Source organism: Mucilaginibacter koreensis (assembly GCF_054783355.1).
On the sequence record NZ_BAAGQS010000001.1, the window covers coordinates 1,901,010 to 1,927,270 of the forward strand.

A 26,261-nucleotide genomic window follows, 5' to 3' on the forward strand; every position below is an offset into this window, starting at 1 on the left:
GAGTAACCCCTATTGAAAGTATTGCAAATTATTGCCGCTTATAAACCGGCTTATATTTACGGCGGCCCCACCATGTCGGTAGCTGAACTGAGCGAGCAGTTACAAGCAGCCGGATGCCAAATATCAGTATTTGCCACCACTGCCAACGGTAATACCGAGCTAAATGTGGCTGCAGGCAAACCGCTTTCCGTCAATGGGGTAACGGTTACTTATTTTAAACGCATCACTAAAGATCACACCCATTTTTCGCCTGCCTTACTTAAGGCTTTTTGGCGAACGGCAAAGCAATATGATGTGATACATATCCATGCCTGGTGGAACCTGGTTTCGGTATTTTCAGCTGTAATTGCCATATGGCGAAAGGTGCCTGTTATCATTTCGCCACGGGGTACATTAAGCGCTTACTCTTTTCAGCACCGAAACAGCAAATTCAAACAAGCTGGTCATGAACTGCTGAAACGGTGGGTATTAAGCCACTGCCATATACATGCCACTTCGGCGCAGGAAGAAAATGAATTAAAGCAGACTATTCGGGCTAAGAGCTTTTTTGTGTTGCCCAACTTTGTACAATTGCCCGAGCGGTCTGGTTATGTTAAGGCGAATTTAGCTGCGCCACTCCGCTTGCTGTTTTACTCGCGTATAGATGCTAAAAAAGGGTTGAATTTATTATTGCAGGCCTTGCCCTTGGTTCAGTTTCCGTATCACCTCACTATTGCCGGTTCAGGTGACGAAGCGTACATCAAAGAGCTGCAAGCGCTAAGCCAGAAAAACGGTACAGCTAATTATATTAATTGGGCGGGATTTGTATCAGAACGCAAATTTGACCTGCTTAAGGAGCACGATGTAATGGTGCTCCCCTCCTACAACGAAAATTTTGGCAATGTAGTGGTAGAAAGCCTGAGTGTAGGTACAGCAGTATTAATCAGCAAGCATGTTGGCTTAGCTGATTATGTGAAACAACAACAGTTGGGCTGGATTTGCGATACCACACCGGAAAGCATTGCCAACCAAATTAATTTGATTACCCAAAACCAAGAACGGCTGTACACTATCGGTCAGAAAGCCATTGATCTGGTATATCATGACTTTACTGGTGATAAATTAGCACAGGCTTACATCAGCCATTACCGGCAACTCGTTAAAGAAAAAACTAAGCGCTTGCTCGCAGTACCATTTTCCTTCATTGTACTTACTTATAACGAAGAGCTGCATTTGCCGCGTTTGCTGCAGTCTATAGCAGGGCTTAATGCGCCGCTGTATATTTTAGATTCGGGCAGTACTGATGGCACTTTAAGTATTGCCGATAGTTATCAGGCACAGGTTTTGCAGCATACGTTTGTCAATCATCCGCAACAATGGCATTATGCCTTAACGCATTTTCATATTACCACCCCTTGGGTGATTTGCCTGGATGCTGATCATATGGTTACCCCTGAACTTTACCGGTTGCTGGCTGATTTTAAAGAAGCCGAATATGAAGGCATCAACGGTATATATTTTAACCGCAAAAATTATTTTAAGGGCAAATGGATAAAACATGGCGGTTACTACCCGTTCTACCTGCTCAAAATGTTCAGATACGGTGCGGGCCATTCGGATTTGAATGAGAACATGGACCACCGCTTTGTGATTGAAGGTAAAACCACCATCTGGAAGCAGGGCTGGCTAATTGAGGAAAACTTAAAAGAAAACCAGATTGCCTTTTGGATAGCCAAGCACAACCGTTACAGTGATTTGCTGGCCCAAGAGGAGGTAGAGCGCATGCAGCAGCTCCGCAGACAAACAATTAAGCCACGTTTTTTTGGCAGCCCCGATGAACGTACCGCCCGCCTGAAGCAATGGTGGTGGAAAATGCCCCGGTACCTCAGACCGTTTGTTTATTTGACTTACAGGTTGATATTTAAATTGGGCATACTGGATGGCCGCACCGGTATTATTTTTCATTTTTTACAGGGTTTTTGGTTCCGGTTAATTGTGGATGTAAAAATTGACGAATTACTAAAAAAACAACGGGATAATGCAGGCGCTTAAAAATCCTGCGGTACAGTTTGCGCTTAAGTTCCTGGCACTTTTTGCAGTGCTATATGGCTTTTATCTTTTTTACTTAGGCATTGTTTCGCCGGGCAACCTGTATGCCCCCTATTTGGATCGGCATTTTAACTTCATCCGTGGCCTCCGTCACCTGCTCATTGGCACCAGTGCCGGCGTTTTGCACTTACTGGGCTATACCACCAAATACAATGATGTACAATTAATGGTACCTGCCCATAACATCATTATCATTGGTTACGATTGCCTGGGTTTCGGGGTGATGTGCTTCTTTACGGCATTCGTTATCGCTTATCCAAAAGCTTTGCGCCCGAAAATCATCTTTTTATTAACCGGATTGCTTACTATTCAACTTTTAAATGTGTGCCGGTTCGTATGGCTTACTTTGTACTGGCACCATTCGCGTATATATGTAGCTGACCAGCATAATGTATTTAATATGGTTATTTATGCATTAATTATGGTAAGCCTGTACTTTTGGATCAAAACAACCCGTACAGTGCATGAAAACTGATTTATCTGCTTACAACAATCACCCCTATCATCCCGGCGGAAATGTAATTAAGCGGTTGCTGTGGTTTTATGTTAATGCTTTGATTTTTAAAACGAGCCTGCTGCCCTCCAGCCGCATCAAATGTAACTTACTGCGCCTTTTTGGAGCCAAGGTGGGTGAAGGCGTAGTGATCAAGCCTTGTGTGAACATTAAATATCCCTGGTTTTTATCAGTGGGAGATCATAGCTGGATTGGCGAGCAAGTGTGGATTGACTGCCTTACCCAGGTAACCATTGGCAGCCATGTTTGCCTCTCGCAGGGTGCCTTGCTGCTTACCGGGAACCATGATTACCGCCGCCCTGCTTTTAATTTAATGACCCGCCCCATCATTTTAGAAGATGGCGTATGGATATGTGCCAAAGCCACCGTGTGTCCTGGCATTACCGCCGGCAGCCATGCAGTGCTATTCACCGGCGCTGTAGCGATGGTGAACCTCGAACCATACGGTATCTACCAGGGCAATCCTGCCACAAAACTGCGCACCCGCCGTATTAGCGAATAATACGTACTTTTACCGCAGTATCATTCACATTTATTCATGCAAATTGCTAACCGAGCCGGTTCCCGCCTGCCCGGGCTAATTTTATGCCTGGTGGTTTTGCTCACATTAAGTTTAGCCTTCATCGCCTGGCTAAACCCGCCCGCTGTGTTCCCCGACCCGGCCTGGGGTTTTGAGGTGATACGGAGTATGGAGCGTGGCAGCAGTTTTAACCAGATTGTAAGCCCCAACCATGCTGACATTGCCCAAAACGGAACCCGCTTTCTAACCTGGTGGTCGCCGGGGCAATACCTGGTTCCCTATCTTTTTAAATTAATCTTCAAAGTCAATTACGGGCAAGCGTCGGTATTAACCACCTTATGTTGCGAATTATTAGGCCTTGCCGGTTTTTATGCTTTCTTTAAAAGAGCTGGTTTTAATAAACTAATTGCCGCCATCAGCATAGCCTTAATAGCAAGCCAGCAGTTCTACTTTACTCCCTATATATTTTATAATGGCGGTGAGGTTACCTTATTTGCGTTTGCAGGCTGGTTTTTGTACGGTTGCTTCTGTTTCAATCGCGCGGGCTGGAAAGCAGCTTTGTTTATTGTATTAGCAGGCTGGATAGGGTTCATCAGCAAATCGGCTTTTCTATGGATTTACCTGGCAGGGTTATTTGCCATGTGGATTCATTTCAGCTTTAAGCAAAAAGATTTTTGGGGATGGATTAGAAATGGCTTTATGATAGCCATACCTGCTCTTATATCTTTGGCTTGCATTTACATCTTCTTTCTATCCAAAGGCGATAATCCAGCCTCCGAACCTAAAAACATGAAGCTTACCTGGGAGACTTTTCTTTTCCCATTGGCATCGCCGCTGCTTTCTGGCTTTTCTGTTGATGATTTATGCGGCGGTCTGATTGAAAATAGCGATGAAGTGTGGTTAAGTTATGCACAATCTGTTTTGATATTACTGGCGCTTGCAGCGCTAAGCTTAGTCATATGCAGAGCCATTTTACGTAATGTTGAAGTCTCTGCTGCGTACAAGATTGTCATTACAACTCTATATGCTGTTGCAGTAGTTTTTTTCGCCTACGTGTTCCTGCGGCAATTGGATATCTCTTATGAAGGCAGGCACTTCAGGGTGTTGGGATTGATATTTATTCCGGGTTTGGTTTTCATCATCAGTCGACTCAAGTTCCCCTATCGGTTAGCAGCGGCAGGTTTATGGTTACTGATGAGCGGGCTAAGCTTAGTATACCTGTTGCAAGGCATACACATTACCAAATATGAAAGTGCCCACGGCAGTGCAGGTATAAGCCAGCAGTTTATAGATCCTTACTCGCTTAAACGCATTCAACAAATTGACCATCAATATCGCAATGCCATATTTGTATTTACCACAGCCGATTTACCTTTAGAAATAAACCATAACCGGGTAATCATTCTGCAACATGTAGGTATTGGCGATGAACTGACAGACCAGGAAAGCGTTTACAAAGGCCATGCAGGCCCGCTGTTTATCCTGTTTCCACCGGATGATGAGCAGCATCAAAATCAACAATTATTGCATAGGTATTTCCCTAATTATCGGCAGTTTAAATCTGAGAAACTAAGTGAGGACTATGTGCTGTATTCGGCGGAATGAGGAGATATTCTTCAAACAACATCTTGTCATTTCGACCGTAGGGAGAAATCTTCTTCAATAAGCCGGTCTGCTACTGACCTATCGCTTAAAGAAGATTTCTCACTACTGCTCGAAATGACGAGTTAGAGGACAATAAGAACCTTTATTGGTTGATAGCTGCCCAAAGTTTATCCTTTAACTCCGTGATACCCTTTTGTGCGATAGAGGAAATAAATACAGCCGGTATATCTTGCGGTAATTCGCGGCGCATTTCTTCCTGCAGTTCATCATCCAGCAAATCGCTTTTGGTAATAGCCAGTATGCGGGGCTTGTGCATCAGTTCGGGATTATACTGCTCAAGCTCATTCAGCAAAATACTGTATTCTTGTTGCAGCGTGCGGTTGGTATCGGCCGGTATCATAAACAGCAATACTGAGTTACGCTCAATATGGCGAAGGAAGCGTATGCCCAAACCTTTACCCTGTGATGCCCCCTCAATAATTCCGGGAATATCGGCCATTACAAACGATTTATTATCCCGATAAGATACAATGCCCAGATTAGGCACCAGCGTGGTAAAGGCATAATCGGCAATCTCCGGCTTTGCTGCCGATACCACTGATAACAAAGTAGATTTGCCGGCATTCGGAAATCCTACCAAGCCCACGTCAGCCAAAATTTTTAATTCCAGTATATTCCAGTCCTCGCGGCCGGGCTCACCGGGCTGTGCAAAGCGTGGGGTTTGCTGTGTGGGCGATTTAAAATGCCAGTTACCCAAGCCGCCCCGGCCACCTTCTGTTAAAATACGGGTTTCGCCGTCTTTGGTAATTTCAAACAAAACCTCACCTGTTTCCGCATTGCGGGCAATGGTACCCAGCGGTACTTCCAATATATCATCTTTACCGGTTTTACCGCTGCGCAGGGCAGGGCCGCCGCTATCGCCGTTACCGGCAATTACATGCTTGCGAAATTTAAGGTGCAGCAAAGTCCATAATTGGGCGTTGCCTTTTACAATTACGTGGCCGCCGCGGCCGCCGTCGCCACCATCAGGGCCGCCTTTGGCCGTATGCTTATCGCGGTGCAAATGCGCAGAGCCTGCCCCTCCGTGACCGGAGCGGCAACAGATTTTAACGTAATCTACAAAATTTGAACCCTGAGACATGGAATGTATTTTTTAGCTGTAAAGTCGTAAGACTTCAATCCGCACTTTTGTTTGTTAACGTCCCGAAAATCAGATGTCCGGAAGTATCCCGTTAACGGACTTCCGGACATCTGATTTTTGGAATAGATAAGTAATTAATAATTACCTATCACCTCATTTAATGAGTTAAATATTTCTTCAACCGCACCAATGCCGTTAATGCTTTGATACTTGTTTTGATCTTTATAATAATTAGCCACAGGCGCTGTTTTGGTGTTGTATTCGGTGATGCGTTTGCTGATTACCTCAGGGTTGGCATCATCCGGCCGGCCCGACTCTTTGCCGCGAAGCAGTAAGCGGTTTTTTAGCTCCTCATCTTCTACCTCCAGCGCAATCATGCCTGAAATTTGTGAAGATTTGCTTTTCAGCAGTTCATCCAGCGCTGCAGCCTGTGCTACGGTACGTGGAAAACCATCAAATATAAAGCCTTTTGCATCCTTGTTGGCATCCAGCTTATTGCTGATCATGCCGATGACCACCTCATCAGGAACCAGCAAACCTGCATCCATCAGCTTTTTAGCCTCGAGGCCCAATTCGGTACCTTGTGCTATCTCATTGCGTAATAAATCGCCTGTGGATAAATGCATTAAGCCGTATTTTTGAATCAGCTTTTGTGACTGGGTACCTTTCCCGGCTCCGGGCGGGCCAAATAATACAAGGTTGAGCATCCTGTTATAAAATTTAAAAAGCCTTTCTGTAACAAAACGGAAAGGCTTAAACTGTGTGCACTCGAAGGGAGTCGAACCCCTAACCTTCTGATCCGTAGTCAGATGCTCTATCCAATTGAGCTACGAGTGCCTGTTGTAACGGACTGCAAAGATAGAAACAGATTACATTCCGTCAAACATTTTTTTAAATTATTTTACAGCCTCTGCAATGGCATTAAAGTCAGGCAAATCACCTGCCGACTCAAGTACCTCAGCATAAATCACTTGCTGGTTTTCATCAATTACAAAAGCCGCACGTTTAGAAACACCTTTTAAACCGAATACAAACTCATCGTACAAAGCGCCGTAGGCTGATGATACCGTTTTGTTGAAATCAGACAGCAGCGGAAACTGGTATTCATTCTCTGCTTTGAACTTAGCCAGTGTAAAAGGAGAGTCAACTGAAATACCCAGCACCTGTGCGTTCAAACCGTCATAATAAGCCAGATTATCGCGCATAGTGCATAGCTGCGTAGTACACACGCCCGTAAAAGCCATCGGGAAGAAATGAATAATCACCTTTTTGCCTTTGAAGTCGCTTAATGATACCTCTTTAAGCTCTGATGATACCAGTGTAAAATCGGGCGCTTGTGTTCCTGTTTGAATTGACATGGGTTGAATTGATTTTGATACAAAACAAGCAGAAATAAACGAATTGTTAAGCACCCGGCTTAAATTTTACTTTTTTATGGTGCAAGTAGATGGTGTACCAGAACAAACATTAAACCCTTTACTGCCGTTATTCAGCCAGAATAATACAGGAATGAAAGCAATAACCATTACCCAGCCCGGCGGCCCCGATGTATTGAAGATGAGTGATTACGAACAGCCCTACCCGGTAGATGGACAAGTAATGATACGGGTAGAAGCTGCCGGCATCAACCGGCCAGATGTAGCCCAGCGCAAAGGCGTTTACCCCGCCCCTTTCGGCGCACCCGATGACATCCCCGGTTTGGAAATAGCAGGCATTATTTCTGCCGTTGGCGATGAAGTTACCCGCTGGAAGGTGGGCGATGAAGTATGCGCTTTAGTGGCAGGCGGTGGCTATGCTCAATACTGCCTTGCACCGCAGGAGCAATGCCTGCCCCGCTTAAAAAATTTGAGCTTTGAAGAAATGGCATCATTGCCCGAAACCTTTTTTACGGTATGGAGCAATGTGTTTAACCGAGGGCATCTGAAACCGGGCGAAAGCCTGCTGGTACATGGCGGCAGCAGCGGCATTGGGGTTACCGCCATTCAAATAGCAGTGGCCTTGGGCAGTACAGTGTACGTAACTGCCGGAAGTGATGAGAAGTGCCGCTTCTGCGAACAGTTGGGTGCCGCTAAAGCTATTAACTACAACAGTCAAAATTTTGAGCAGGAACTACTTGAACTCACCAACTATAAAGGTGTAAATGTAGTGCTGGATATGATAGGCGGCGACTACTTTAAAGCCAACCTGAATTTGCTGACCGAAGAGGGCCGCCTGGTAATGATTAATACCATGAAAGGCAAAGACGCCATGCTCGACCTGTCGCTGGTGATGCGCAAGCGTTTAACCATTACTGGCTCTACCCTGCGCTCACGCGATGCAGAATTTAAAGGCAGCATTGCCCGGCAACTGGAAGAAAAAGTATGGCCGCTGCTGGCATCGGGCCAGATTAAGCCGGTAATTGAGCGGGTATTTAATGCTTATGATGCGCCCGGAGCACACCGGCTGATGGAGAGCAGCACCCATAAAGGCAAAATCGTGCTTGATTTTAGCCAGGTAAAATAAAAAAAGGGCGGTGTGAACACCGCCCTTTTTTATAAATGAACTCAGTTAAGGTTTATGGAAACTTTACACCTGTATAATTGGTGATATTCACTTCAGGAATAGTTGAACCATATTTCAGGTTAGCTGCCTTAATAAATTCGTTGGCTTCAACAGCATAACCGCGTGGGGTTAAGTGCACCCCATCCAGTGAAAATAAACCGCCGCTGATATAGGCTGAACTTAGGTTTGCACCGTTGATGACTACGCCATTTTTGTTTAAATTAGTTAAAAAAGTGTAGGCATCAAACACAGCCAAACCTTTTGCCGCAGCAATACTGATAATGCTGGCATTATAAGAGGCTACATAATCGCGCACCTGGGCAATTTCGTTTTTATCCAGTACATACTGGTTTTCAATAGGCGCACGAGGGTCTAAACCATAAATATACCCGGTAATGGCTTGTGGCTTACCTATAAATGCTACAGGTGTAGTTAGCACCAGCAAATCATCGGCAGTAGCTGCGCGGGTTACATAAGCACCGGCATCGTTTTTAGCACTGATAAACAAAGATGTATTAGCAGGTAAGCTTGCCTGTATTGTACTCACTTTCACAGTAGTAAAGTAAGGAATAGAGGTAACATCTGGGATTGTGGCCACCACACCCTTTTGCCCATTTGCAGTCAATTTGGCAATTAACGCAGTATACAATTGTGCAAATTGGGTTTTATCGGTTAAGGCATCGCTTGCACCACCTGCTGTTGCATAACCCAAAGCATCATTATTACCTAACCAGCAGGTAAAAAAAGTGTAAGGTTTTGCGGTTACAAAATCTAAATAAGCCGTATTGTTGGTTGGTGAATTACCCGGTAGCAAACGCTCATAGTAACCATTCAGATTACCATAAGGTGCGTAAGTAATCTGTTGCAATTTAATTCCTGGTATACCGTAATTGTTGTTGTTACCGCTGTATTTGGTATATAAAGTAACATTGCCGAAACCGGGGATAGCTTGAGAACCACGCACAGCGGTATGATTGGCAACAACGCTGGTAACCGGGCTGCCAGTAGCGCTAAAGCCAGTAAGCTTTATATACCCCGAACCATCGGCCTGTGCATCGCTGAACAGCGGCTGATTAAAATCGCCACCACCAACGGCTTTTAATTGTTGGGCTATAATGGATGGGAATGAATTTTTCTGGCCTTCCAGGTATAGACCATTATCAGCATACCCGGCAGTTTGTGAATCACCAATGGCGATATAAGTAGAAAAATCTGCCGAGCCTTTGGTAAGCGTTGGCGTTTTTATTTCGGGTTTACATGAAGCCAGCAGTAACAAGCCGGCTACACCAATTTTATGTATAGTTGATTTCATTATTCTCGAGTTTTAATTAATCAGGTATTACCAGTGATAAGTGATGCCAATGCCGGGGATATACACATCTGTTTTAAAGGTGCCGGATAGTTGGGTTTCAATGTTGGTTTGGGTACGGCTCATCAGGTGCTCATACTCAAACGACAAATCAATATTGAAATGCTTGGCTACATTGTAACCAATACCGCCTGTTAAATAATAACGGTTAGCATCAGGCACTTCAGGCGTTACATAGCCATCGCGCACGGCAGTGCTTACATAACCACCACCTGCACGCAGCGCCCATTTATCTTCGGGCTTGTACTGTGCACCTGCACGTAACGAGAACGCGTTTTTGTAATTACGCGGCGAGTGGGTATCCTGCAAGGTTGCAGTATTGTTTTTGTAATCGAACGCCAGTTCCTTGTAAGCGCTCCAGTTCACCAGGCTGCCATCTAAAGCAAACAGCCACTGGTTATTCAGCTTGTAACCGAAACCAATATTAGTGCTGGCCGGCAGCGGGATGCTGGCATAAAAGTTATTAGGCTGCGGAAAATTGCTTTGCAGTAATTGCGGTACCCTGAAAAACGCATCTCCATTCTTTACCACTGTATTCATTCTTGAGCGATAAGCCACGCCTACGGTAAAATTGGTAAAAGGTTTCAAATACACACCGGCATTCCAGCCCAAACCATGGCCGCTGCCTTTCAGCTCGGCTTGCCCGGCCGGGTTATCGGCACTGGCCAGCGGGATAGCGCGGGTTAAATCAACTATACCACGCGTATATACAAAGCCTGCACCAATGCTGATGAAATCAGAAATTTTATACCCTACGGTAGGCTGAAATGAGATGGCTTTCAGGTCGAGCTTTTGCACAGCATACTTGCCTATCCAATCGTTACCCCAATCGGTTAAACCGCCAAAAGGCGTATATACACCAAAACCTACTTTCCAACGGGCGTTTTGCGGCCCCCAAACGGCATAAGCGCTAAATGGGGTAGCTACACGGTTTTTATTGTAAATTTGATCGGGTGTGTTAGCCGGGTTAAAGTTGGATTTAAAAACCAGCGGACTGATGCCACCCTGCACATAATTTTGTGTAAGATTGGCCATGGCGCCGGGGTTAAAAAATAAGGAAGCACCATCTTGTGCCAGCCCCACGCCGGTATGCCCCATACCAATTTGCTGTTGCCCTTGCAGATTAACCTGAAAACCCTGGGCAAAGGTTAAGGCAGGACATAACAATGCTAAAAAAAGTAAAAGTTTACGCATATATAAAAACTATGATTAATTGGTTTATTAAAAAAGCAGCAACAAAATTAGTGTTTATGAATCGATATCGTTGTAAAAATCTTTCAATTAAGCATTTAAAATATCGGCAATAAACCTTAACTTTGCGCTCCTGAAAAGGTGCATTATTAACAAATGCCTCTTTTTTTGATAAACTCTTAAAAAATACCAGGTTATATATGCCAAACATTGGAAAAATATCACAAATCATTGGACCGGTAGTTGACGTAAGTTTTAGCGATGACGCTCATCTGCCCCGAATTTATGATGCGCTGGAAATCACTAAAGACAACGGACAAAAGATTGTTTTGGAAGTTCAGCAGCACTTAGGTGAAGATCGTGTGCGTGCCATCGCTATGGACTCAACCGACGGCTTACTGCGCGGAATGCCGGTTACCGATTTGGAATCTCCTATCCGTATGCCCATTGGTGATGATATTAAAGGCCGTGTATTTAACGTGGTTGGCCAGGCTATTGATGGTATTACCCAATTAGATACCACTACCGGCCGCCCTATTCACAACACGCCTCCCCGCTTCGAGGATTTATCAACCGAAACTGAAGTACTGTTTACTGGTATCAAAGTAATCGATTTGTTAGAGCCTTATGCTAAAGGTGGTAAAATCGGCTTGTTCGGTGGTGCAGGTGTAGGTAAAACCGTATTGATTCAGGAGCTGATTAACAATATTGCAAAAGCATATTCTGGTTTATCCGTATTTGCCGGTGTAGGTGAGCGTACCCGCGAAGGTAACGACTTACTGCGCGAGATGCTGGAATCAGGCATTATCAAATACGGCGACGAGTTTATGCACTCTATGGAGAGCGGCGGCTGGGATCTTTCCAAAGTAAACAAAGAAGAATTGAAGGAATCTAAAGCTACCTTCGTATTCGGCCAGATGAACGAGCCACCGGGTGCACGTGCACGTGTAGCTTTATCAGGCTTAACCATTGCTGAATATTTCCGCGATGGCGACAGCGAAGGCAAAGGCCGCGATATCCTGTTCTTTATCGACAACATTTTCCGTTTCACCCAGGCAGGTTCTGAAGTATCAGCGTTGTTAGGCCGTATGCCTTCAGCCGTAGGTTACCAGCCAACACTGGCTACCGAAATGGGTATGATGCAGGAGCGTATTACTTCAACCAAACGTGGTTCTATTACCTCTGTACAAGCAGTATATGTACCTGCGGATGACTTGACCGACCCTGCGCCGGCTACCACTTTCGCCCACTTGGATGCAACTACTGTATTGTCACGTAAAATTGCCGAGCTGGGTATTTACCCTGCGGTTGACCCTCTAGATTCAACTTCACGTATCCTGAGTGCAGCAGTTTTAGGTGATGAGCATTATAATACCGCACAGCGCGTAAAAGAAACTTTGCAGCGCTACAAAGAACTGCAGGATATCATCGCTATCCTAGGTATGGATGAGTTATCTGAAGAAGATAAGTTAACCGTATCACGTGCCCGTCGCGTACAACGTTTCTTATCTCAGCCATTCCACGTAGCCGAGCAGTTTACCGGCTTAAAGGGTGTATTGGTTGATATTAAAGATACCATTAAAGGCTTCAACATGATTATGGACGGTGAAGTGGATGAATATCCCGAAGCCGCTTTCAACCTGGTAGGCAGCATTGAAGATGCTATTGAAAAAGGTAAAAAACTGTTAGCTGAAGCAAACGCATAATTAGATATGAGATCATAGATGTGAGATTTGAGACAAAGAAGGTAAAGTTGTAATACAACATTTATCTCAGATCTCTAATCTCACATCTCAAATCTATTCCCACACATGACATTAGAAATTCTTACTCCGGATAAAAAAGTTTTTGAGGGCGAAGTAACTTCGGTTACCGTACCGGGTACTCAGGGTTCGTTTGAAATTCTGAATAACCACGCTCCTATTATTTCAACCCTGGAGGACGGAAAGCTTACCGTTCGCAATAATGGCAAGCAGGATGTTTTCTACATCAAAGGCGGTGTAGTTGAAATGTCGAACAACAAAGTGATGGTACTTGCCGAAGGCATTACCCACCGATAGAAAATTATACTTTTAAAGTAGAAGGCCCGGATGTTTGTCCGGGCTTTTTTTATGCACAAAATTAAGGTGACTACTCTTTTTCCGACTGATTTTTGACAGCAAACTATGCAAGCATAATATCTAAACCAAAAACCCATTTTAACTTTGGTATAAATGATTAAAAATTTAATTACGATTATTCAAATTTAAACAACCTATAAAATACATTATTGAGCAATAATTTAGAATTATATTTTGTTTAAAATTTTATATTTCTCATATTGCTATATAAGATTGAGGTAGCTACCTTACAAATATCAATTAGCCACCTTACTCGATATGTTTTTTTAAAATTGAATGTAAGTAATGGCTGAGATGTATAAACAGACAGATACGGCATGAACAGCACCGAAGAGCAAACCATAACTTCTGAGTTAAACAAATACAGTAAAGTACTTACCCAAGATCCTACCCAACCTGCTGCGCAGGCTATGCTTTATGGCATTGGCCTTTCGGATGCGGATATGCAAAAGGCGCAGGTAGGCGTAGCCAGCATGGGTTACGATGGTAACACCTGCAACATGCACCTGAACGATTTAGCCAAAGTGGTAAAACAAAGCATTTGGGACGAAGAACTGGTTGGCCTTATATTCAACACCATTGGCGTAAGCGATGGTATGAGTAACGGCACCGATGGCATGCGCTACTCATTGGTAAGCCGCGATGTGATAGCCGACTCGATTGAAGCCGTATGCGGTGCCCAATATTACGATGGTTTAATTACCCTGCCCGGCTGCGACAAGAATATGCCTGGCTCACTCATTGCTATGGGCCGCTTAAACCGTCCATCTATTATGGTATATGGCGGTACCATTAAGCCCGGCCATTACAAAGGTGAAGACCTGAATATTGTATCTGCTTTTGAGGCCTTGGGTAAAAAAATTGCCGGCCAGATGGATGATATCGATTTTAAAGAAATCATTAAAAACGCCTGCCCTGGCGCCGGTGCCTGTGGTGGTATTTATACCGCCAATACTATGGCTGCCGCTATTGAGGCATTGGGCATGAGTTTGCCTTACTCCTCTTCTAACCCCGCCTTGAGCGAAGAAAAGCAGGCCGAATGCCGTGCCGCCGGTAAAGCCATTAAAGTATTGCTGGAACGCGACATTAAGCCAAGTGATATTATGACGCGCGAAGCTTTTGAAAACGCCATTACCGTAATTATGGTATTGGGCGGCTCCACCAATGCGGTGTTGCACTTAATAGCCATGGCTAAAAGTGTAAACGTACCTCTAACACAAGATGATTTTCAAACCATCAGCAACCGTGTACCTGTACTGGCCGATATGAAGCCGAGCGGAAAATACATGATGGAAGACCTGCACAAAGTAGGTGGCGTACCTGCGGTAATGAAATATTTGCTGAACGAAGGTTTACTGCACGGCAACTGCTTAACCGTAACCGGTAAAACATTGGCCGATAACCTGGCTGAAATAGACGCTATCAATTTTGATGAGCAAAAAGTTTTATTGCCTTTAGAACGCCCGATTAAAGCTACCGGCCACTTGCAGATATTGTATGGCAATTTGGCCGAAGGTGGTAGCGTAGCTAAAATTACAGGCAAAGAAGGTGAACGCTTTGAAGGCCCTGCCCGTGTGTTCGACGGCGAGCAGGAACTCATTGCCGGTATTACCAGCGGCCGCGTTAGGTCTGGTGATGTGGTGGTGATCCGCCAGGTAGGCCCTAAAGGTGCGCCCGGTATGCCAGAAATGCTGAAGCCTACTTCGGCTATTTTTGGTGCAGGTTTGGGTAGTTCGGTAGCGTTAATTACCGATGGCCGTTTCTCCGGTGGTACACATGGCTTCGTAGTGGGGCACATTACGCCCGAAGCGTTTGATGGCGGCTTGATTGCTTTAGTTAAAGATGAAGACCGCATTGAAATTGATGCCATTGCCCGCACCATGAATTTGATGGTAAGCGAAGAGGAAATAGCGGCCCGCCGTGCAGGTTGGGTAAAACCAGCATTGAAAGCAACTAAAGGCTTATTATACAAATACGCCAAACAAGTAACTACCGCAGCAGAAGGTTGCGTAACGGATGAATAAATTTCTTCACCCTCTAAAGGGGGAGTAAGATTGGACAAAAAAGAAACGGAATCAACTATATATAAAACTAAAATTCTCCCTTTAGGGAGTTAGGGGGCCATATGGAAGCAACACAGGATACACTAATTGCACCGGAAGCATCGCAGCAGGAAACAGCCGTACAGATTTCAGGTTCGGCAGCAGTATTGGAAGCCTTGTTAGCCGAAGGTACCGATACCATTTTCGGTTACCCGGGCGGGGCAATTATGCCTATCTATGATGCCTTGTTTGATTATCGCGATCAGTTGAACCACATCCTGGTTCGCCATGAGCAGGGCGGCATTCATGCAGGTCAGGGTTATGCGCGTTCATCGGGTAAGGTAGGTGTAGTGTTTGCCACCAGTGGCCCTGGCGCTACCAATTTGGTTACCGGTTTGGCCGATGCCCAGATTGACAGTACCCCGTTGGTTTGCATTACTGGCCAGGTGTTTGCCCACTTGCTGGGTACCGATGCTTTTCAGGAAACGGATGTCATCAACATCACTACACCGGTTACCAAATGGAATTACCAGGTAACAGATGCCTGCGAAATTCCGGAAGTATTGGCTAAAGCTTTTTACATCGCCCGCAGTGGCCGCCCAGGCCCGGTGCTCATTGATATTACTAAAAACGCACAGATACAGAAATTCGACTATAAAGGCTACACACCTTGCACCCATATCCGCAGCTACCGCCCAAAACCGGTAGTTCGCACCAAGTATATTGAGCAGGCAGCCGAACTAATCAACCAAGCTAAAAAGCCCTTCATTATTTGGGGTCAGGGCGTGCTGTTAGGCAAAGCCGAACAGGAATTTAAATCTTTTGTGGAAAAATCAGGTATTCCTGCCGCCTGGACGATATTAGGCGTTGATGCCCTCCCTACTGAACACCCGCAAAATGTAGGCATGTTAGGTATGCATGGTAACTATGGCCCTAACGTACTCACCAACGAGTGTGATGTACTGATCGCCATTGGTATGCGTTTCGACGACCGCGTAACCGGTCGGTTAGATAAATATGCCAAACAGGCCAAAGTAATACACCTCGATATTGACCCATCTGAGATTGACAAAAATGTAAAAACTACCGTAGCTGTTTGGGGCGACTGCAAAGAAACCTTGCCCCTACTTACCCAAGCTATTGAACAAAAGCAACATATTGAATGGCTGAATACCTTCCGTGAGTATGGCCGCAAAGAAGATGAAGCAGTCATCAACCCAGAACTCCATCCGCAAAGCGGAGAGTTAACTATGGGTGAAGTGATTGACCAGCTCAACCAACTTACCAATGGCGATGCCATTGTGGTAACCGATGTGGGTCAGCATCAGATGGTGGCTTGCCGCTACGCTAAATTTAACCAAAGCCGCAGTAATATTACCAGCGGAGGCTTAGGCACTATGGGCTTTTCATTGCCGGCAGCCATTGGCGCTAAATTCGGTGCGCAGGACCGTACCGTGGTAGCCGTAATTGGTGATGGCGGCTTCCAGATGACCATACAGGAATTGGGCACCATTATGCAAAGTGGCGTAGACGTAAAAATTCTGATTTTGAACAACCGCTTTTTAGGCATGGTACGCCAATGGCAAGAATTGTTCAACGAGCGCCGCTATTCATTTGTAGATATTCAAAGTCCGGATTTTGTACAGGTAGCCAAAGGTTATGGCATTGCCGGCCAGTGCATCAGCGAGCGTACTGATTTGCAAACCGCATTATCAACCATGCTGAATTACCAGGGCTCTTACTTGCTCGAAGTAATGGTGACCAAGGAAAACAACGTATTCCCGATGGTGCCGCAAGGTTGCAGCGTAAGCGAAATCAGATTAAAGTAAAGACCGGCGCTATAGAAATAATCAACAGCAAAACGTAATGGAAAATCAACATACAGAGGCACGGCAGGAATATAACATCACGGTTTATACCGAAAACCAGATTGGTTTATTAAACCGGATTGCCATTATTTTTACCCGCCGTAAAATCAATATTGATAGCCTGAATACTTCGCCTTCAGAAATTGAAAGCATTTACCGCTTCAATATTGTGATTACCGAAACCGAAGATGTGGTACGCAAGGTAGCCCGGCAAATTGAAAAGCAGGTAGAAGTATTGAAAGTATACTACCATACCAATGCCGATGTAATATGGCAGGAACTGGCTCTGTACAAAGTGCCTACTGATATAATTGCTGAAAAAGCCAGTGTAGAACGCTTACTACGCGAAAACGGTGCCCGTGCGGTAGTCATCCGTAAAGATTATATCGTGTTTGAAACCACCGGTCAGCGCGAGGAAACCGATAACCTGATTAAGGTATTACAGCCTTACGGACTAATTGAGTTTGTACGCAGTGCCCGTGTAGCTATCATAAAAGACAGCGAAGGCTTTAACGCCAAACTACGCGAATTTGAACTGGAAGATCCAGGCGAAGAAGTAAACGAGAACCGGTACTTGAACCAGGGACAAAAGGTATTTACCATGTAAGCCCCCTGTTCCCTGCAGGGAGAACAGAAATGAATAGTAATTAATCACAGAATAATAAAATAACCCGCATCGGTGAAATCAAAAAATCATCGGCGTAATCAAAAGAAGCAAATACAATGGCAACATTAAATTTTGGCGGTACTGAAGAAAATGTAGTAACCCGCGAAGAATTCCCGCTTTCAAAAGCACAGGAAGTTTTAAAAAATGAAACCGTAGCCGTTATTGGCTATGGCGTACAAGGCCCCGGCCAAGCGCTTAACCAAAAAGACAATGGCATTAACGTAATTGTGGGTCAGCGCAAAAACTCTAAAACCTGGGATAAAGCCGTAAGCGATGGCTTTGTACCCGGCGAAACCCTGTTCGAGATTGAAGAAGCTTTGGAACGCGGAACCATTATTTGCTACCTTTTAAGCGATGCTGCCCAGATTGAATTGTGGCCAACTGTACAAAAACATTTAACACCGGGCAAAGCCCTGTATTTCTCTCATGGCTTCGGCATTACCTTTAATGAGCAAACCGGCATCATTCCGCCGGCAGGTGTAGATGTATTTCTGGTAGCGCCTAAAGGCTCGGGTACGTCATTGCGCCGTATGTTCTTACAAGGCCGTGGCTTAAATTCAAGCTATGCCATCTTCCAGGATGCAACCGGCAGAGCCAAAGAACGTGTGGTAGCATTAGGCATCGCCGTAGGCAGCGGTTACCTGTTCGAAACCGATTTCAAAAAAGAAGTATACAGCGATTTAACCGGCGAGCGTGGCACGCTGATGGGCTGCATTCAAGGCATTTTTGCTGCACAATATGAAGTATTACGCAGCAAAGGCCATACCCCATCTGAAGCCTTTAATGAAACGGTAGAAGAATTAACCCAATCATTGATGCCTTTGGTAGCCGAGAACGGCATGGACTGGATGTACGCCAACTGTTCTACCACTGCACAACGCGGCGCGCTGGATTGGTGGAAAAAGTTCCGTGATGCTACAAAACCGGTATTCGAAGAACTGTACGAAAGCGTAGCTACCGGTAAAGAATCACAACGCTCCATTGATTCTAACAGTCAGCCAGACTATCGCGAGAAGCTGAATGCCGAATTACAAGAGCTCCGCGAAAGCGAACTGTGGCAGGCTGGCAAAACCGTGAGAAGCTTACGCCCGGAAAATCAGGCGGTAGAAGCATAACTTCGGCCCCATACTCCCCTGAAGGGGAACGGAAAATTGAAAAACAATAGATTTAAAATTCATAATAAACATTAAATCCAAAAGCCCTTCCCCTTCAGGGGAGGGCTTGGGAGGGGTACATGGGAAAAACATTATTCGACAAAGTTTGGGATGCGCATGTGGTGAGCAGTAAAGAGGGATTCCCGGACATTTTATATATCGACACCCACTTTATTCATGAGGTAACCAGTCCGCAGGCCTTTGATGGTTTGCGGCAGCGTGGTTTACCGGTATTCCGTCCGCAACAAACCGTAGCCACGGCCGACCATAACGTACCTACCTGGGATCAGCATTTGCCAATTAAAGAGGAGCTATCACGCTACCAAGTAGATATGCTGACAAAAAACTGCGCTGAATTTGGCATTGAACTATTTGGCTTAGGCCATCAGTACCAAGGCATTGTACACGTGATTGGCCCCGAACTGGGTATTACCCGCCCGGGCTGTACCTATGTATGCGGCGATAGCCATACCTCCACGCATGGTGCTTTCGGCGCTATTGCTTTTGGTATTGGCACCTCGCAAGTGGAGCAGGTATTGGCAACACAGTGTCTGCTGCAATCGCGCCCTAAGCGCATGAAAATTGAGGTGAACGGAACTTTGCAAAAAGGTGTTGGTGCTAAGGATATTATCCTGTACATCATCTCCAAAATATCGGCCGCCGGTGGCACCGGTTACTTTGTGGAATACGCTGGTGATACCATCCGCTCATTGAGTATGGAGGGCCGCATGACCATCTGTAATATGAGCATTGAAATGGGTGCCCGTGGCGGCTTGATCGCTCCAGATGAAACCACCATCAACTACGTAAAAGGCCGCGAGTTTGCCCCCAAAGGCGAAGACTGGGATAAAGCCGTAGCCTACTGGCAAACGCTGTACTCTGATGCCGATGCGGTGTTCGATGAAGAATTGTATTTTGATGCGGCCGACATTGAGCCGATGATTACCTATGGCACCAATCCGGGCATGGGTATCGGCGTTACACAGCATGTACCCGAAACTCAATCCTTTGATTTCAAAGAGCAGGAATCTTATCAAAAGGCCTTGAATTATATGGGCCTGCACGATGACGAGCAGTTGTTAGGCAAGCCGATTGATTATGTATTTATTGGCAGTTGTACCAACTCCCGCATTGAGGATTTGCGCGAAGTAGCTGCCTTTGTAAAAGGTAAGCAAAAAGCCGACAATGTAACGGTATGGGTAGTGCCCGGCTCCAAGCAGGTTCAACTGCAGGCTATTGCCGAAGGTTTGGACAAAGTATTTGAAGCCGCCGGTTTTCCGCTGCGCGAGCCCGGCTGCAGCGCATGCCTGGGTATGAACGAAGATAAAATACCGGCCGGCAAATACTGTGTATCTACCTCCAACCGGAACTTTGAAGGCCGGCAAGGGCCTAATTCCAGAACGTTTTTAGCCAGCCCGTTGACTGCAGCGGCCGCGGCAATTACAGGCAAGATTGTGGATATACGAGAGTTATTGTCTGAACCGGAATTGATGGAATTGTAAGGATTTCCAGAATTGAATTGCAAATGAAATAAGCAATGGAAAAGAGAACCGCACTTGAATTTGATGATTGCACTAGCCAGATAATCGGTTGCGCAATGCGTGTTCACTCGACTTTAGGCAGCGGCTTTCAAGAGGTGATATATCAGCGAGCGCTCGAAATTGAATTGACACTGTCAAACTTAGATTTCAAGCGTGAGATGGAAATGCCAATTTATTACAGAGAACAATTAGTTGGAATCAGAAGAGTTGACTTTTTTGTGAATAATGAAGTGATGGTTGAGTTGAAAGCTATTTCACAATTAGATCATTTACATCTGGCACAAGCCATCAACTATTTAGAAGCTTATCAAATTCGCACAGGACTGCTTATCAATTTTGGCAGTGGTAGCCTCCAGTTCAAAAGATTAATTAACAAGAAGATTAACCCGCACTTAATGAATTCTAAAAATTCATTAAATCCTAAAAATTCCGGTTAAAATGGCAACTAAAATATTTAAACACATACAGTCTCCGGTAGTGCCGCTGCCCATTGAGAACATTGACACCGACCAAATCATCCCGGCCCGGTTCTTAAAAGCCACTACCCGCGAGGGTTTTGGCAATAACCTGTTTCGTGACTGGCGCTTTGACGGCAATGATCAGCCTAAGCCCGATTTTGTACTGAACCAGCCTACCTATTCGGGTAAGATATTGGTGGCAGGGAAAAACTTTGGCTGTGGCAGCAGCCGCGAGCATGCTGCCTGGGCTATTTCTGATTATGGTTTTGACGCGGTAGTGAGCAGCTTTTTTGCCGATATATTTAAGGGTAACGCTTTAAATAATGGTTTGCTGCCAGTACAGGTAAGCGATGAATTTTTGAAAAAGATTTTTGATGCAGTGTTTGCCGATGCACATGCTGAGGTGGAAATTGACCTCGAAAACCAGTTCATCAAAATTACAGCCACCGGCGAGCAGGAAAGTTTTGAAATTAACCCATACAAAAAAGCTTGCCTGACCAATGGGTACGATGATATTGATTATATCCTGAGCAATAAAGAACTGGTAGAAGAATTTGAAGCAAAAAGATAAACTCGCCCCCTATCCCCATAAAGGGGAATAGGAGTGGATGAGCTTGTGTTCAATTGTGTTGTAAAAAAATAAACGGATTAAAATCTCAATTCCCCCTTTGGGGGTTAGGGGCATATGGATAAGAAAATATTAGTTATACCCGGTGACGGTATCGGCCCAGAAGTTACCACTTGGGGGAAAGCGGTACTGGAACAAATTGGCCAGGCTTACGGCCATGAATTTACATTTGATGAGGCGCTGATGGGCCATGTAGCCATTGAAGCCACCGGCAACCCTTTGCCTGATGAGACGCTGGAAAAGGCCAGAACCAGTGATGCGATATTATTCGGTGCGGTTGGTCATGCCAAGTATGACAATGACCCGTCGGCCAAAGTACGTCCTGAACAGGGGTTACTAAAAATTCGCAAAGAGCTGGGTTTGTATGCCAACCTGCGCCCCATCATGCTATTTGATGAACTACTGGATGCCTCGAGCCTGAAACCTGAAGTGCTGCGGGGTACGGATATCCTGTTTTTCAGGGAACTGACCGGCGACGTTTACTTTGGCGAAAAGCAGCGTAGCGAAGACCGTAATACGGCATCGGATTTAATGATATACCACCGCTACGAGGTAGAACGCATTGCCAAAAAAGCATTTGAAGCTGCCCGCACACGTGGCAAAAAGCTCTGTTCGGTAGATAAGGCCAATGTACTGGAAGCCTCCCGCCTGTGGCGCGAGGTAGTACAGGAACTGGCTAAACAATATCCTGATGTAGAAACTGAGCACATGTTTATTGATAATGCCGCTATGCAGCTGGTAAAAAACCCGAAAAAGTTTGATGTGGTATTAACCGCCAACCTGTTCGGTGATATTTTAACCGACGAGGCCTCACAGATTGCCGGCTCTATGGGTATGCTGGCTTCGGCATCTATTGGCGATGGCACCGGCTTTTTTGAGCCGATCCACGGTTCGGCGCATGATATTGCCGGGCAGGATAAAGCTAATCCGCTGGCCTCTATCTTATCGGTAGCATTGATGTTAGACATCAGCTTCGGTTTAAAAGGTGAAGCCAAACGCATTACCGATGCTATTGATAAAACCTTGAAAGAGGGCTACCGCACCGGCGATATTGCCGATGCCCAAACCGATATGGGCAAAATATTAGGCACCAAAGCCATGGGGCAAAAAGTGTTAGCGTATTTGTCTGAATCATAATTTTCAGAATTAAAGAATTAACAGAATAGTTAACAAATAAAATAAACACCTCAATCGGTGTAATCCTCGAAGAATCAGTGCAATCAAAATAATAAAATCATGAACTGGAATGCCGAATTATATGACCACAATCACGCCTTTGTATTCCAATACGGCGAAAGCTTATTGGAACAACTGGAGGTAAAGCCAGGCGAAACCATACTAGACCTGGGTTGCGGTACCGGTCATCTAACGCAGCAAATTCAGAGCCTGGGCGCCGAGGTAATTGGCTTGGATGCCTCGCCATCCATGATTAAAATGGCAAAGGAAAACTTTCCGGAAACCTGCTTTGCCGTAGGCGATGCCACCAGTTTACATTTTAACGAGCCTTTTGATGCCATCTTTTCTAACGCTACCCTGCACTGGATTTTAAACCAGGATGACTTGTTGCACGAAGTCTATCACAGCCTGAAACCAGGTGGTCGATTTGTAGCCGAGATGGGTGGCAAAGGCAATGTACACCAATTGCTGACCACAACTAAAGCCGTATTAAGCCGTCATGGATACCAACAGCAGGCCCGGGTACAAAACTTTTATTTTCCATCCTTGGGCGAATATACCCACCGGCTGGAGCAACATGGCTTTACAGTAACATTTGCTGTTTTGTATGACCGTCTTACCCAATTACAAGAAGGGCGCAGAGGCGTTTCCAAATGGCTCACCATGTTTGGTGCCAACTACTTTGCAGGCATTCCGGAACGTGAAAAGTACGAAATGCTGGAAGAAATTACCGATAGCCTGGAAGAAAACTATCGCAGTAATGACGGCCAGTGGTATGCCGATTATAAGAGATTAAGATTTATAGCAGTAAAAGAGTAATGAGATTTTAGATGTGAGATATGAGAGCTTTTCACATCGTTAATTAATAAAACAATTGATTTAAACACCAGATAAGAGATTGAGGATAAAAGTTACCTAAGCGTATCTCACATCTAAAATCTCATATCTCAAATCTAAACAACTATGTTACACGACCCTAACCGCGTTTACGTATTTGACACCACCCTGCGCGATGGTGAACAGGTACCCGGCTGCCAGCTGACAACCCCGGAAAAAATAGAGATTGCCCGCGAGCTGGAAGCGCTGGGTGTGGATATTATTGAAGCAGGTTTCCCGGTATCAAGCCCGGGTGACTTTCAGAGTGTGGTTGAAATTTCAAAAGCGGTAAAATACCCAACCGTATGTGCACTTACGCGTGCACACAAGGGAGATATTGATGCCGCCGCCGAAGCATTGCAATATGCCAAACGCCCGCGCATTCATACGGGTATCGGTGCATCAGACATGCACATCAAATATAAATTTAACAGCACCCGCGAAGAAATTTTATCGCGCGGTGTGGAGGCGGTTAAATACGCCAAAAAGTTTGTAGAAGATGTGGAGTTCTATGCCGAAGATGCCGGCCGGGCTGATATTGAGTTTTTAGCCAAAATGGTAGAGGCCGTGATTGCTGCCGGCGCTACGGTGGTCAACATACCCGATACCAACGGCTATTGCTTGCCTGATACCTATGGCAGCAAAATCCGTTTCCTTAAGGAGAATGTTAAAAATATTGACCAAGCTATTATTTCGGTGCACTGCCATAATGATTTAGGTTTAGCCACCGCCAACTCCATTGCCGGTTTGCAAAACGGTGCCCGCCAGGTAGAAGGTACGATTAACGGTATTGGAGAACGTGCAGGCAATACCTCTATTGAGGAGGTGGTGATGATTTTGAAAACGCATCAGCAACTGGGCCTGCATACCAACATTCACACCAAATCAATCTACGAACTGAGCCGCATGGTAAGCACCCAAATGCGTATGCCGGTGCAGCCCAACAAGGCTATTGTGGGTAGCAATGCTTTTGCTCACAGTTCAGGCATTCATCAGGATGGCTTCTTGAAAAACCGTGAGAATTACGAAATTATAAAGCCTGAAGATGTAGGCATACCAAGTGCCAGCATTGTACTTACCGCCCGCAGTGGCCGCCATGCGCTTAAATTTCACTTAGATCGCCTGGGCCATCAATTGGATAAGCCTGAGCTGGACGAAACTTACAAGCGCTTTTTATTATTAGCCGATAGTAAACTGAACATCAACGATGACGACCTGTTAAGCCTGGTGGCTTACCGCATGGTAAAATAGTACTTATGGAAACTGAAACCACGCTGCATACATTTGATTTTGAAGCCGCCCAACAGCGGCTGAAAGGTATAGTGCGCCATACGCCGCTTGAATACAATGCCGGCCTGTCTGACAAATACAAGTGCGAGTTATACCTTAAGCGTGAAGATTTGCAGGTGGTACGCTCTTACAAACTGCGCGGTGCTTATAACATGATCAGCCAGCTTACGCCAGAACAACTGAGTAAAGGTGTGGTATGTGCCAGCGCCGGTAACCACGCACAGGGCGTGGCTTTTTCGTGTAAGAAGATAGACATTAAAGGTGTCATCTTTATGCCCGAAATTACACCTAACCAAAAAGTGAAGCAAACCAAAATGTTTGGTAACGGCAACATAGAGGTTATTTTGGTGGGCGACACTTTTGATGATTGCCTACGGGAAGCTTTAGCTTACACCGAGCAGCACGGCATGACCTTCATCCCCCCTTTTGATGATTACCGCATTATGGAAGGGCAAGGCACGGTAGGCATGGAAATTATGCAGGATATGGAGGGCGATGTGGATGTAGTAATTATGCCCATTGGTGGCGGCGGCTTAGCTGGCGGCACCGGTACTTATCTGAAGCAACAAAAACCAGACGTTACGCTGATTGGCGTAGAACCAGAAGGTGCCCCGTCCATGACTGAGGCCTTGGAAGCACATCAGCCCACTACCCTGGCGGCTATTAACCGCTTTGTAGATGGCGCAGCTGTGAAGCGTGTAGGGCAGCTTACTTATCAGGTATGTGCAGGTGTACTGGATGACATGCTGCTGGTACCCGAAGGCAAAGTTTGCTCAACCATTTTAAAGCTTTACAACGAAGATGCCATAGTAGTAGAGCCTGCAGGGGCGTTGTCAGTAGCGGCACTCGATTTATGCAAAGAGCAGCTGGAAGGTAAAAAAGTAGTCTGCATCATTAGCGGCGGCAATAATGACATTGACCGCATGCAGGAAATTAAAGAACGCTCATTACTATACGAAGGACTAAAGCATTACTTTATTGTTCGCTTCCCGCAACGGCCGGGTGCCCTGAAATTGTTTGTAAGTGAAGTATTAGGCCCTGGCGATGATATTACCCGCTTCGAGTTTATCAAAAAAACAGAACGTGAACGTGGTCCTGCTTTAGTTGGCATCGAGCTGCGCAACGCCGAAGATTACGCCCCCCTGCGCCAGCGCATGGATGACTATCGCTTTGATGTAATTGAGGTAAACGAGAATGCTACGCTGTTTGAGTATCTGGTATAGTTATTTACCATCCTTTTTCCTGTTGTTATTTCGGCAACAGGATATTTTTTTTATCAAGCTACTTTCCACCAACGTCATTGCGAGGTACAAAGCAATCTCTACACGCCTAATTACTAAATGATGCAAAGAGATTGCTTCGTACCTCGCAATGACGTGGTGGTGTGAGCTCTCGTTAAATTTTGAATAACAGCAACTTAAATTTCCTCCACATTTAAATCAATCTATATTATTTGCTATTTTTCAGCTGTA

The 26,261-nt window shown here is 45.4% G+C and carries 23 protein-coding genes and 1 tRNA gene; 18 read left to right on the forward strand and 6 right to left on the reverse strand.

What is annotated here, in order from left to right:
- Positions 1-12: 12 nt before the first annotated feature.
- From ACYVNW_RS08615 to ACYVNW_RS08630, 4 genes are read left to right on the forward strand one after another with little or no spacing between them, the layout of a single operon-like run.
- Complete coding sequence (locus tag ACYVNW_RS08615) at positions 13-2,031, forward strand: XrtY-associated glycosyltransferase XYAG1 (protein ID WP_460679447.1); 2,019 nt, start codon at positions 13-15, stop codon at positions 2,029-2,031.
- A complete protein-coding gene (xrtY, locus tag ACYVNW_RS08620) occupies positions 2,018-2,563 on the forward strand; it encodes an exosortase Y (RefSeq protein WP_460679448.1) in 546 nt (181 codons plus the stop codon). The genes ACYVNW_RS08615 and xrtY overlap by 14 nt, the downstream gene beginning before the upstream one ends.
- The gene (locus tag ACYVNW_RS08625; protein ID WP_460679449.1) at positions 2,553-3,104 is read left to right on the forward strand and encodes a WcaF family extracellular polysaccharide biosynthesis acetyltransferase; all 552 of its coding nucleotides are present in this window, start codon (positions 2,553-2,555) and stop codon (positions 3,102-3,104) included. The genes xrtY and ACYVNW_RS08625 overlap by 11 nt, the downstream gene beginning before the upstream one ends.
- A 36-nt stretch (positions 3,105-3,140) precedes the next feature.
- The gene (locus ACYVNW_RS08630) at positions 3,141-4,727 is read left to right on the forward strand and encodes a hypothetical protein (RefSeq protein ID WP_460679450.1); all 1,587 of its coding nucleotides are present in this window, start codon (positions 3,141-3,143) and stop codon (positions 4,725-4,727) included.
- A gap of 142 nt (positions 4,728-4,869) precedes the next feature.
- Here the strand turns inward: ACYVNW_RS08630 and obgE are convergent, their stop codons facing one another.
- From obgE to ACYVNW_RS08650, 4 genes are all read right to left on the reverse strand, one after another.
- Positions 4,870-5,868 (reverse strand): GTPase ObgE, encoded by a 999-nt coding sequence (gene obgE / locus ACYVNW_RS08635; protein WP_460679451.1) that lies wholly within the window; start codon positions 5,866-5,868, stop codon positions 4,870-4,872.
- A gap of 134 nt (positions 5,869-6,002) precedes the next feature.
- The gene (locus tag ACYVNW_RS08640; protein WP_460679452.1) at positions 6,003-6,575 is read right to left on the reverse strand and encodes an adenylate kinase; all 573 of its coding nucleotides are present in this window, start codon (positions 6,573-6,575) and stop codon (positions 6,003-6,005) included.
- Positions 6,576-6,631: 56 nt separating this feature from the next.
- Positions 6,632-6,705, reverse strand: a tRNA-Arg gene (locus ACYVNW_RS08645).
- A gap of 59 nt (positions 6,706-6,764) precedes the next feature.
- Positions 6,765-7,226 carry a redoxin domain-containing protein gene (locus ACYVNW_RS08650; protein WP_460679453.1) on the reverse strand — a complete coding sequence of 154 codons (462 nt, stop codon included), beginning with the start codon at positions 7,224-7,226 and terminating at the stop codon, positions 6,765-6,767.
- Positions 7,227-7,377: 151 nt separating this feature from the next.
- Here ACYVNW_RS08650 and ACYVNW_RS08655 point away from each other — a divergent pair, with 151 nt between their 5' ends.
- The gene (locus tag ACYVNW_RS08655; protein ID WP_460679454.1) at positions 7,378-8,370 is read left to right on the forward strand and encodes an NAD(P)H-quinone oxidoreductase; all 993 of its coding nucleotides are present in this window, start codon (positions 7,378-7,380) and stop codon (positions 8,368-8,370) included.
- 52 nt (positions 8,371-8,422) lie between these two features.
- On the opposite strand, the gene ACYVNW_RS08660 is transcribed toward ACYVNW_RS08655, so the two are convergent.
- A complete protein-coding gene (locus ACYVNW_RS08660) occupies positions 8,423-9,721 on the reverse strand; it encodes an SGNH/GDSL hydrolase family protein (protein WP_460679455.1) in 1,299 nt (432 codons plus the stop codon).
- A gap of 27 nt (positions 9,722-9,748) precedes the next feature.
- The gene (locus ACYVNW_RS08665) at positions 9,749-10,972 is read right to left on the reverse strand and encodes an OmpP1/FadL family transporter (RefSeq protein ID WP_460679456.1); all 1,224 of its coding nucleotides are present in this window, start codon (positions 10,970-10,972) and stop codon (positions 9,749-9,751) included.
- A gap of 197 nt (positions 10,973-11,169) precedes the next feature.
- On the opposite strand from ACYVNW_RS08665, the gene atpD reads away from it, so the two are divergent.
- From atpD to ilvA, 13 genes are all read left to right on the forward strand, one after another.
- Positions 11,170-12,675, forward strand: coding sequence for a F0F1 ATP synthase subunit beta (gene atpD, locus ACYVNW_RS08670; protein WP_460679457.1), 1,506 nt, complete (start codon positions 11,170-11,172; stop codon positions 12,673-12,675).
- 105 nt (positions 12,676-12,780) lie between these two features.
- Positions 12,781-13,029, forward strand: coding sequence for an ATP synthase F1 subunit epsilon (atpC, locus tag ACYVNW_RS08675; RefSeq protein WP_460679458.1), 249 nt, complete (start codon positions 12,781-12,783; stop codon positions 13,027-13,029).
- Positions 13,030-13,406: 377 nt separating this feature from the next.
- Positions 13,407-15,113 carry a dihydroxy-acid dehydratase gene (gene ilvD, locus ACYVNW_RS08680; protein WP_460679459.1) on the forward strand — a complete coding sequence of 569 codons (1,707 nt, stop codon included), beginning with the start codon at positions 13,407-13,409 and terminating at the stop codon, positions 15,111-15,113.
- A 101-nt stretch (positions 15,114-15,214) separates the two neighbouring features.
- Positions 15,215-16,960 carry a biosynthetic-type acetolactate synthase large subunit gene (ilvB, locus tag ACYVNW_RS08685; protein ID WP_460679460.1) on the forward strand — a complete coding sequence of 582 codons (1,746 nt, stop codon included), beginning with the start codon at positions 15,215-15,217 and terminating at the stop codon, positions 16,958-16,960.
- Positions 16,961-16,997: 37 nt separating this feature from the next.
- On the forward strand, positions 16,998-17,606 hold the full coding sequence (gene ilvN / locus ACYVNW_RS08690) for an acetolactate synthase small subunit (RefSeq protein ID WP_460679461.1): 609 nt from the start codon (positions 16,998-17,000) through the stop codon (positions 17,604-17,606).
- 116 nt (positions 17,607-17,722) lie between these two features.
- Positions 17,723-18,781, forward strand: coding sequence for a ketol-acid reductoisomerase (ilvC, locus tag ACYVNW_RS08695; protein ID WP_460679462.1), 1,059 nt, complete (start codon positions 17,723-17,725; stop codon positions 18,779-18,781).
- A 119-nt stretch (positions 18,782-18,900) separates the two neighbouring features.
- Positions 18,901-20,322, forward strand: coding sequence for a 3-isopropylmalate dehydratase large subunit (gene leuC, locus ACYVNW_RS08700; protein WP_460679463.1), 1,422 nt, complete (start codon positions 18,901-18,903; stop codon positions 20,320-20,322).
- 35 nt (positions 20,323-20,357) lie between these two features.
- Positions 20,358-20,798: a GxxExxY protein gene (locus ACYVNW_RS08705; RefSeq protein WP_460679464.1), complete on the forward strand. Its 441-nt coding sequence runs from the start codon at positions 20,358-20,360 to the stop codon at positions 20,796-20,798.
- Between the two features lies 1 nt (position 20,799).
- On the forward strand, positions 20,800-21,390 hold the full coding sequence (gene leuD, locus ACYVNW_RS08710) for a 3-isopropylmalate dehydratase small subunit (protein ID WP_460679465.1): 591 nt from the start codon (positions 20,800-20,802) through the stop codon (positions 21,388-21,390).
- Between the two features lie 114 nt (positions 21,391-21,504).
- Positions 21,505-22,584 carry a 3-isopropylmalate dehydrogenase gene (gene leuB, locus ACYVNW_RS08715; protein ID WP_460679466.1) on the forward strand — a complete coding sequence of 360 codons (1,080 nt, stop codon included), beginning with the start codon at positions 21,505-21,507 and terminating at the stop codon, positions 22,582-22,584.
- A 99-nt stretch (positions 22,585-22,683) separates the two neighbouring features.
- Positions 22,684-23,442: a methyltransferase domain-containing protein gene (locus tag ACYVNW_RS08720; RefSeq protein WP_460679467.1), complete on the forward strand. Its 759-nt coding sequence runs from the start codon at positions 22,684-22,686 to the stop codon at positions 23,440-23,442.
- 144 nt (positions 23,443-23,586) lie between these two features.
- Positions 23,587-24,750 (forward strand): 2-isopropylmalate synthase, encoded by a 1,164-nt coding sequence (locus tag ACYVNW_RS08725; RefSeq protein WP_460679468.1) that lies wholly within the window; start codon positions 23,587-23,589, stop codon positions 24,748-24,750.
- A 5-nt stretch (positions 24,751-24,755) separates the two neighbouring features.
- A complete protein-coding gene (gene ilvA / locus ACYVNW_RS08730) occupies positions 24,756-26,012 on the forward strand; it encodes a threonine ammonia-lyase IlvA (protein WP_460679469.1) in 1,257 nt (418 codons plus the stop codon).
- The last annotated feature ends 249 nt before the right edge of the window (positions 26,013-26,261 follow it).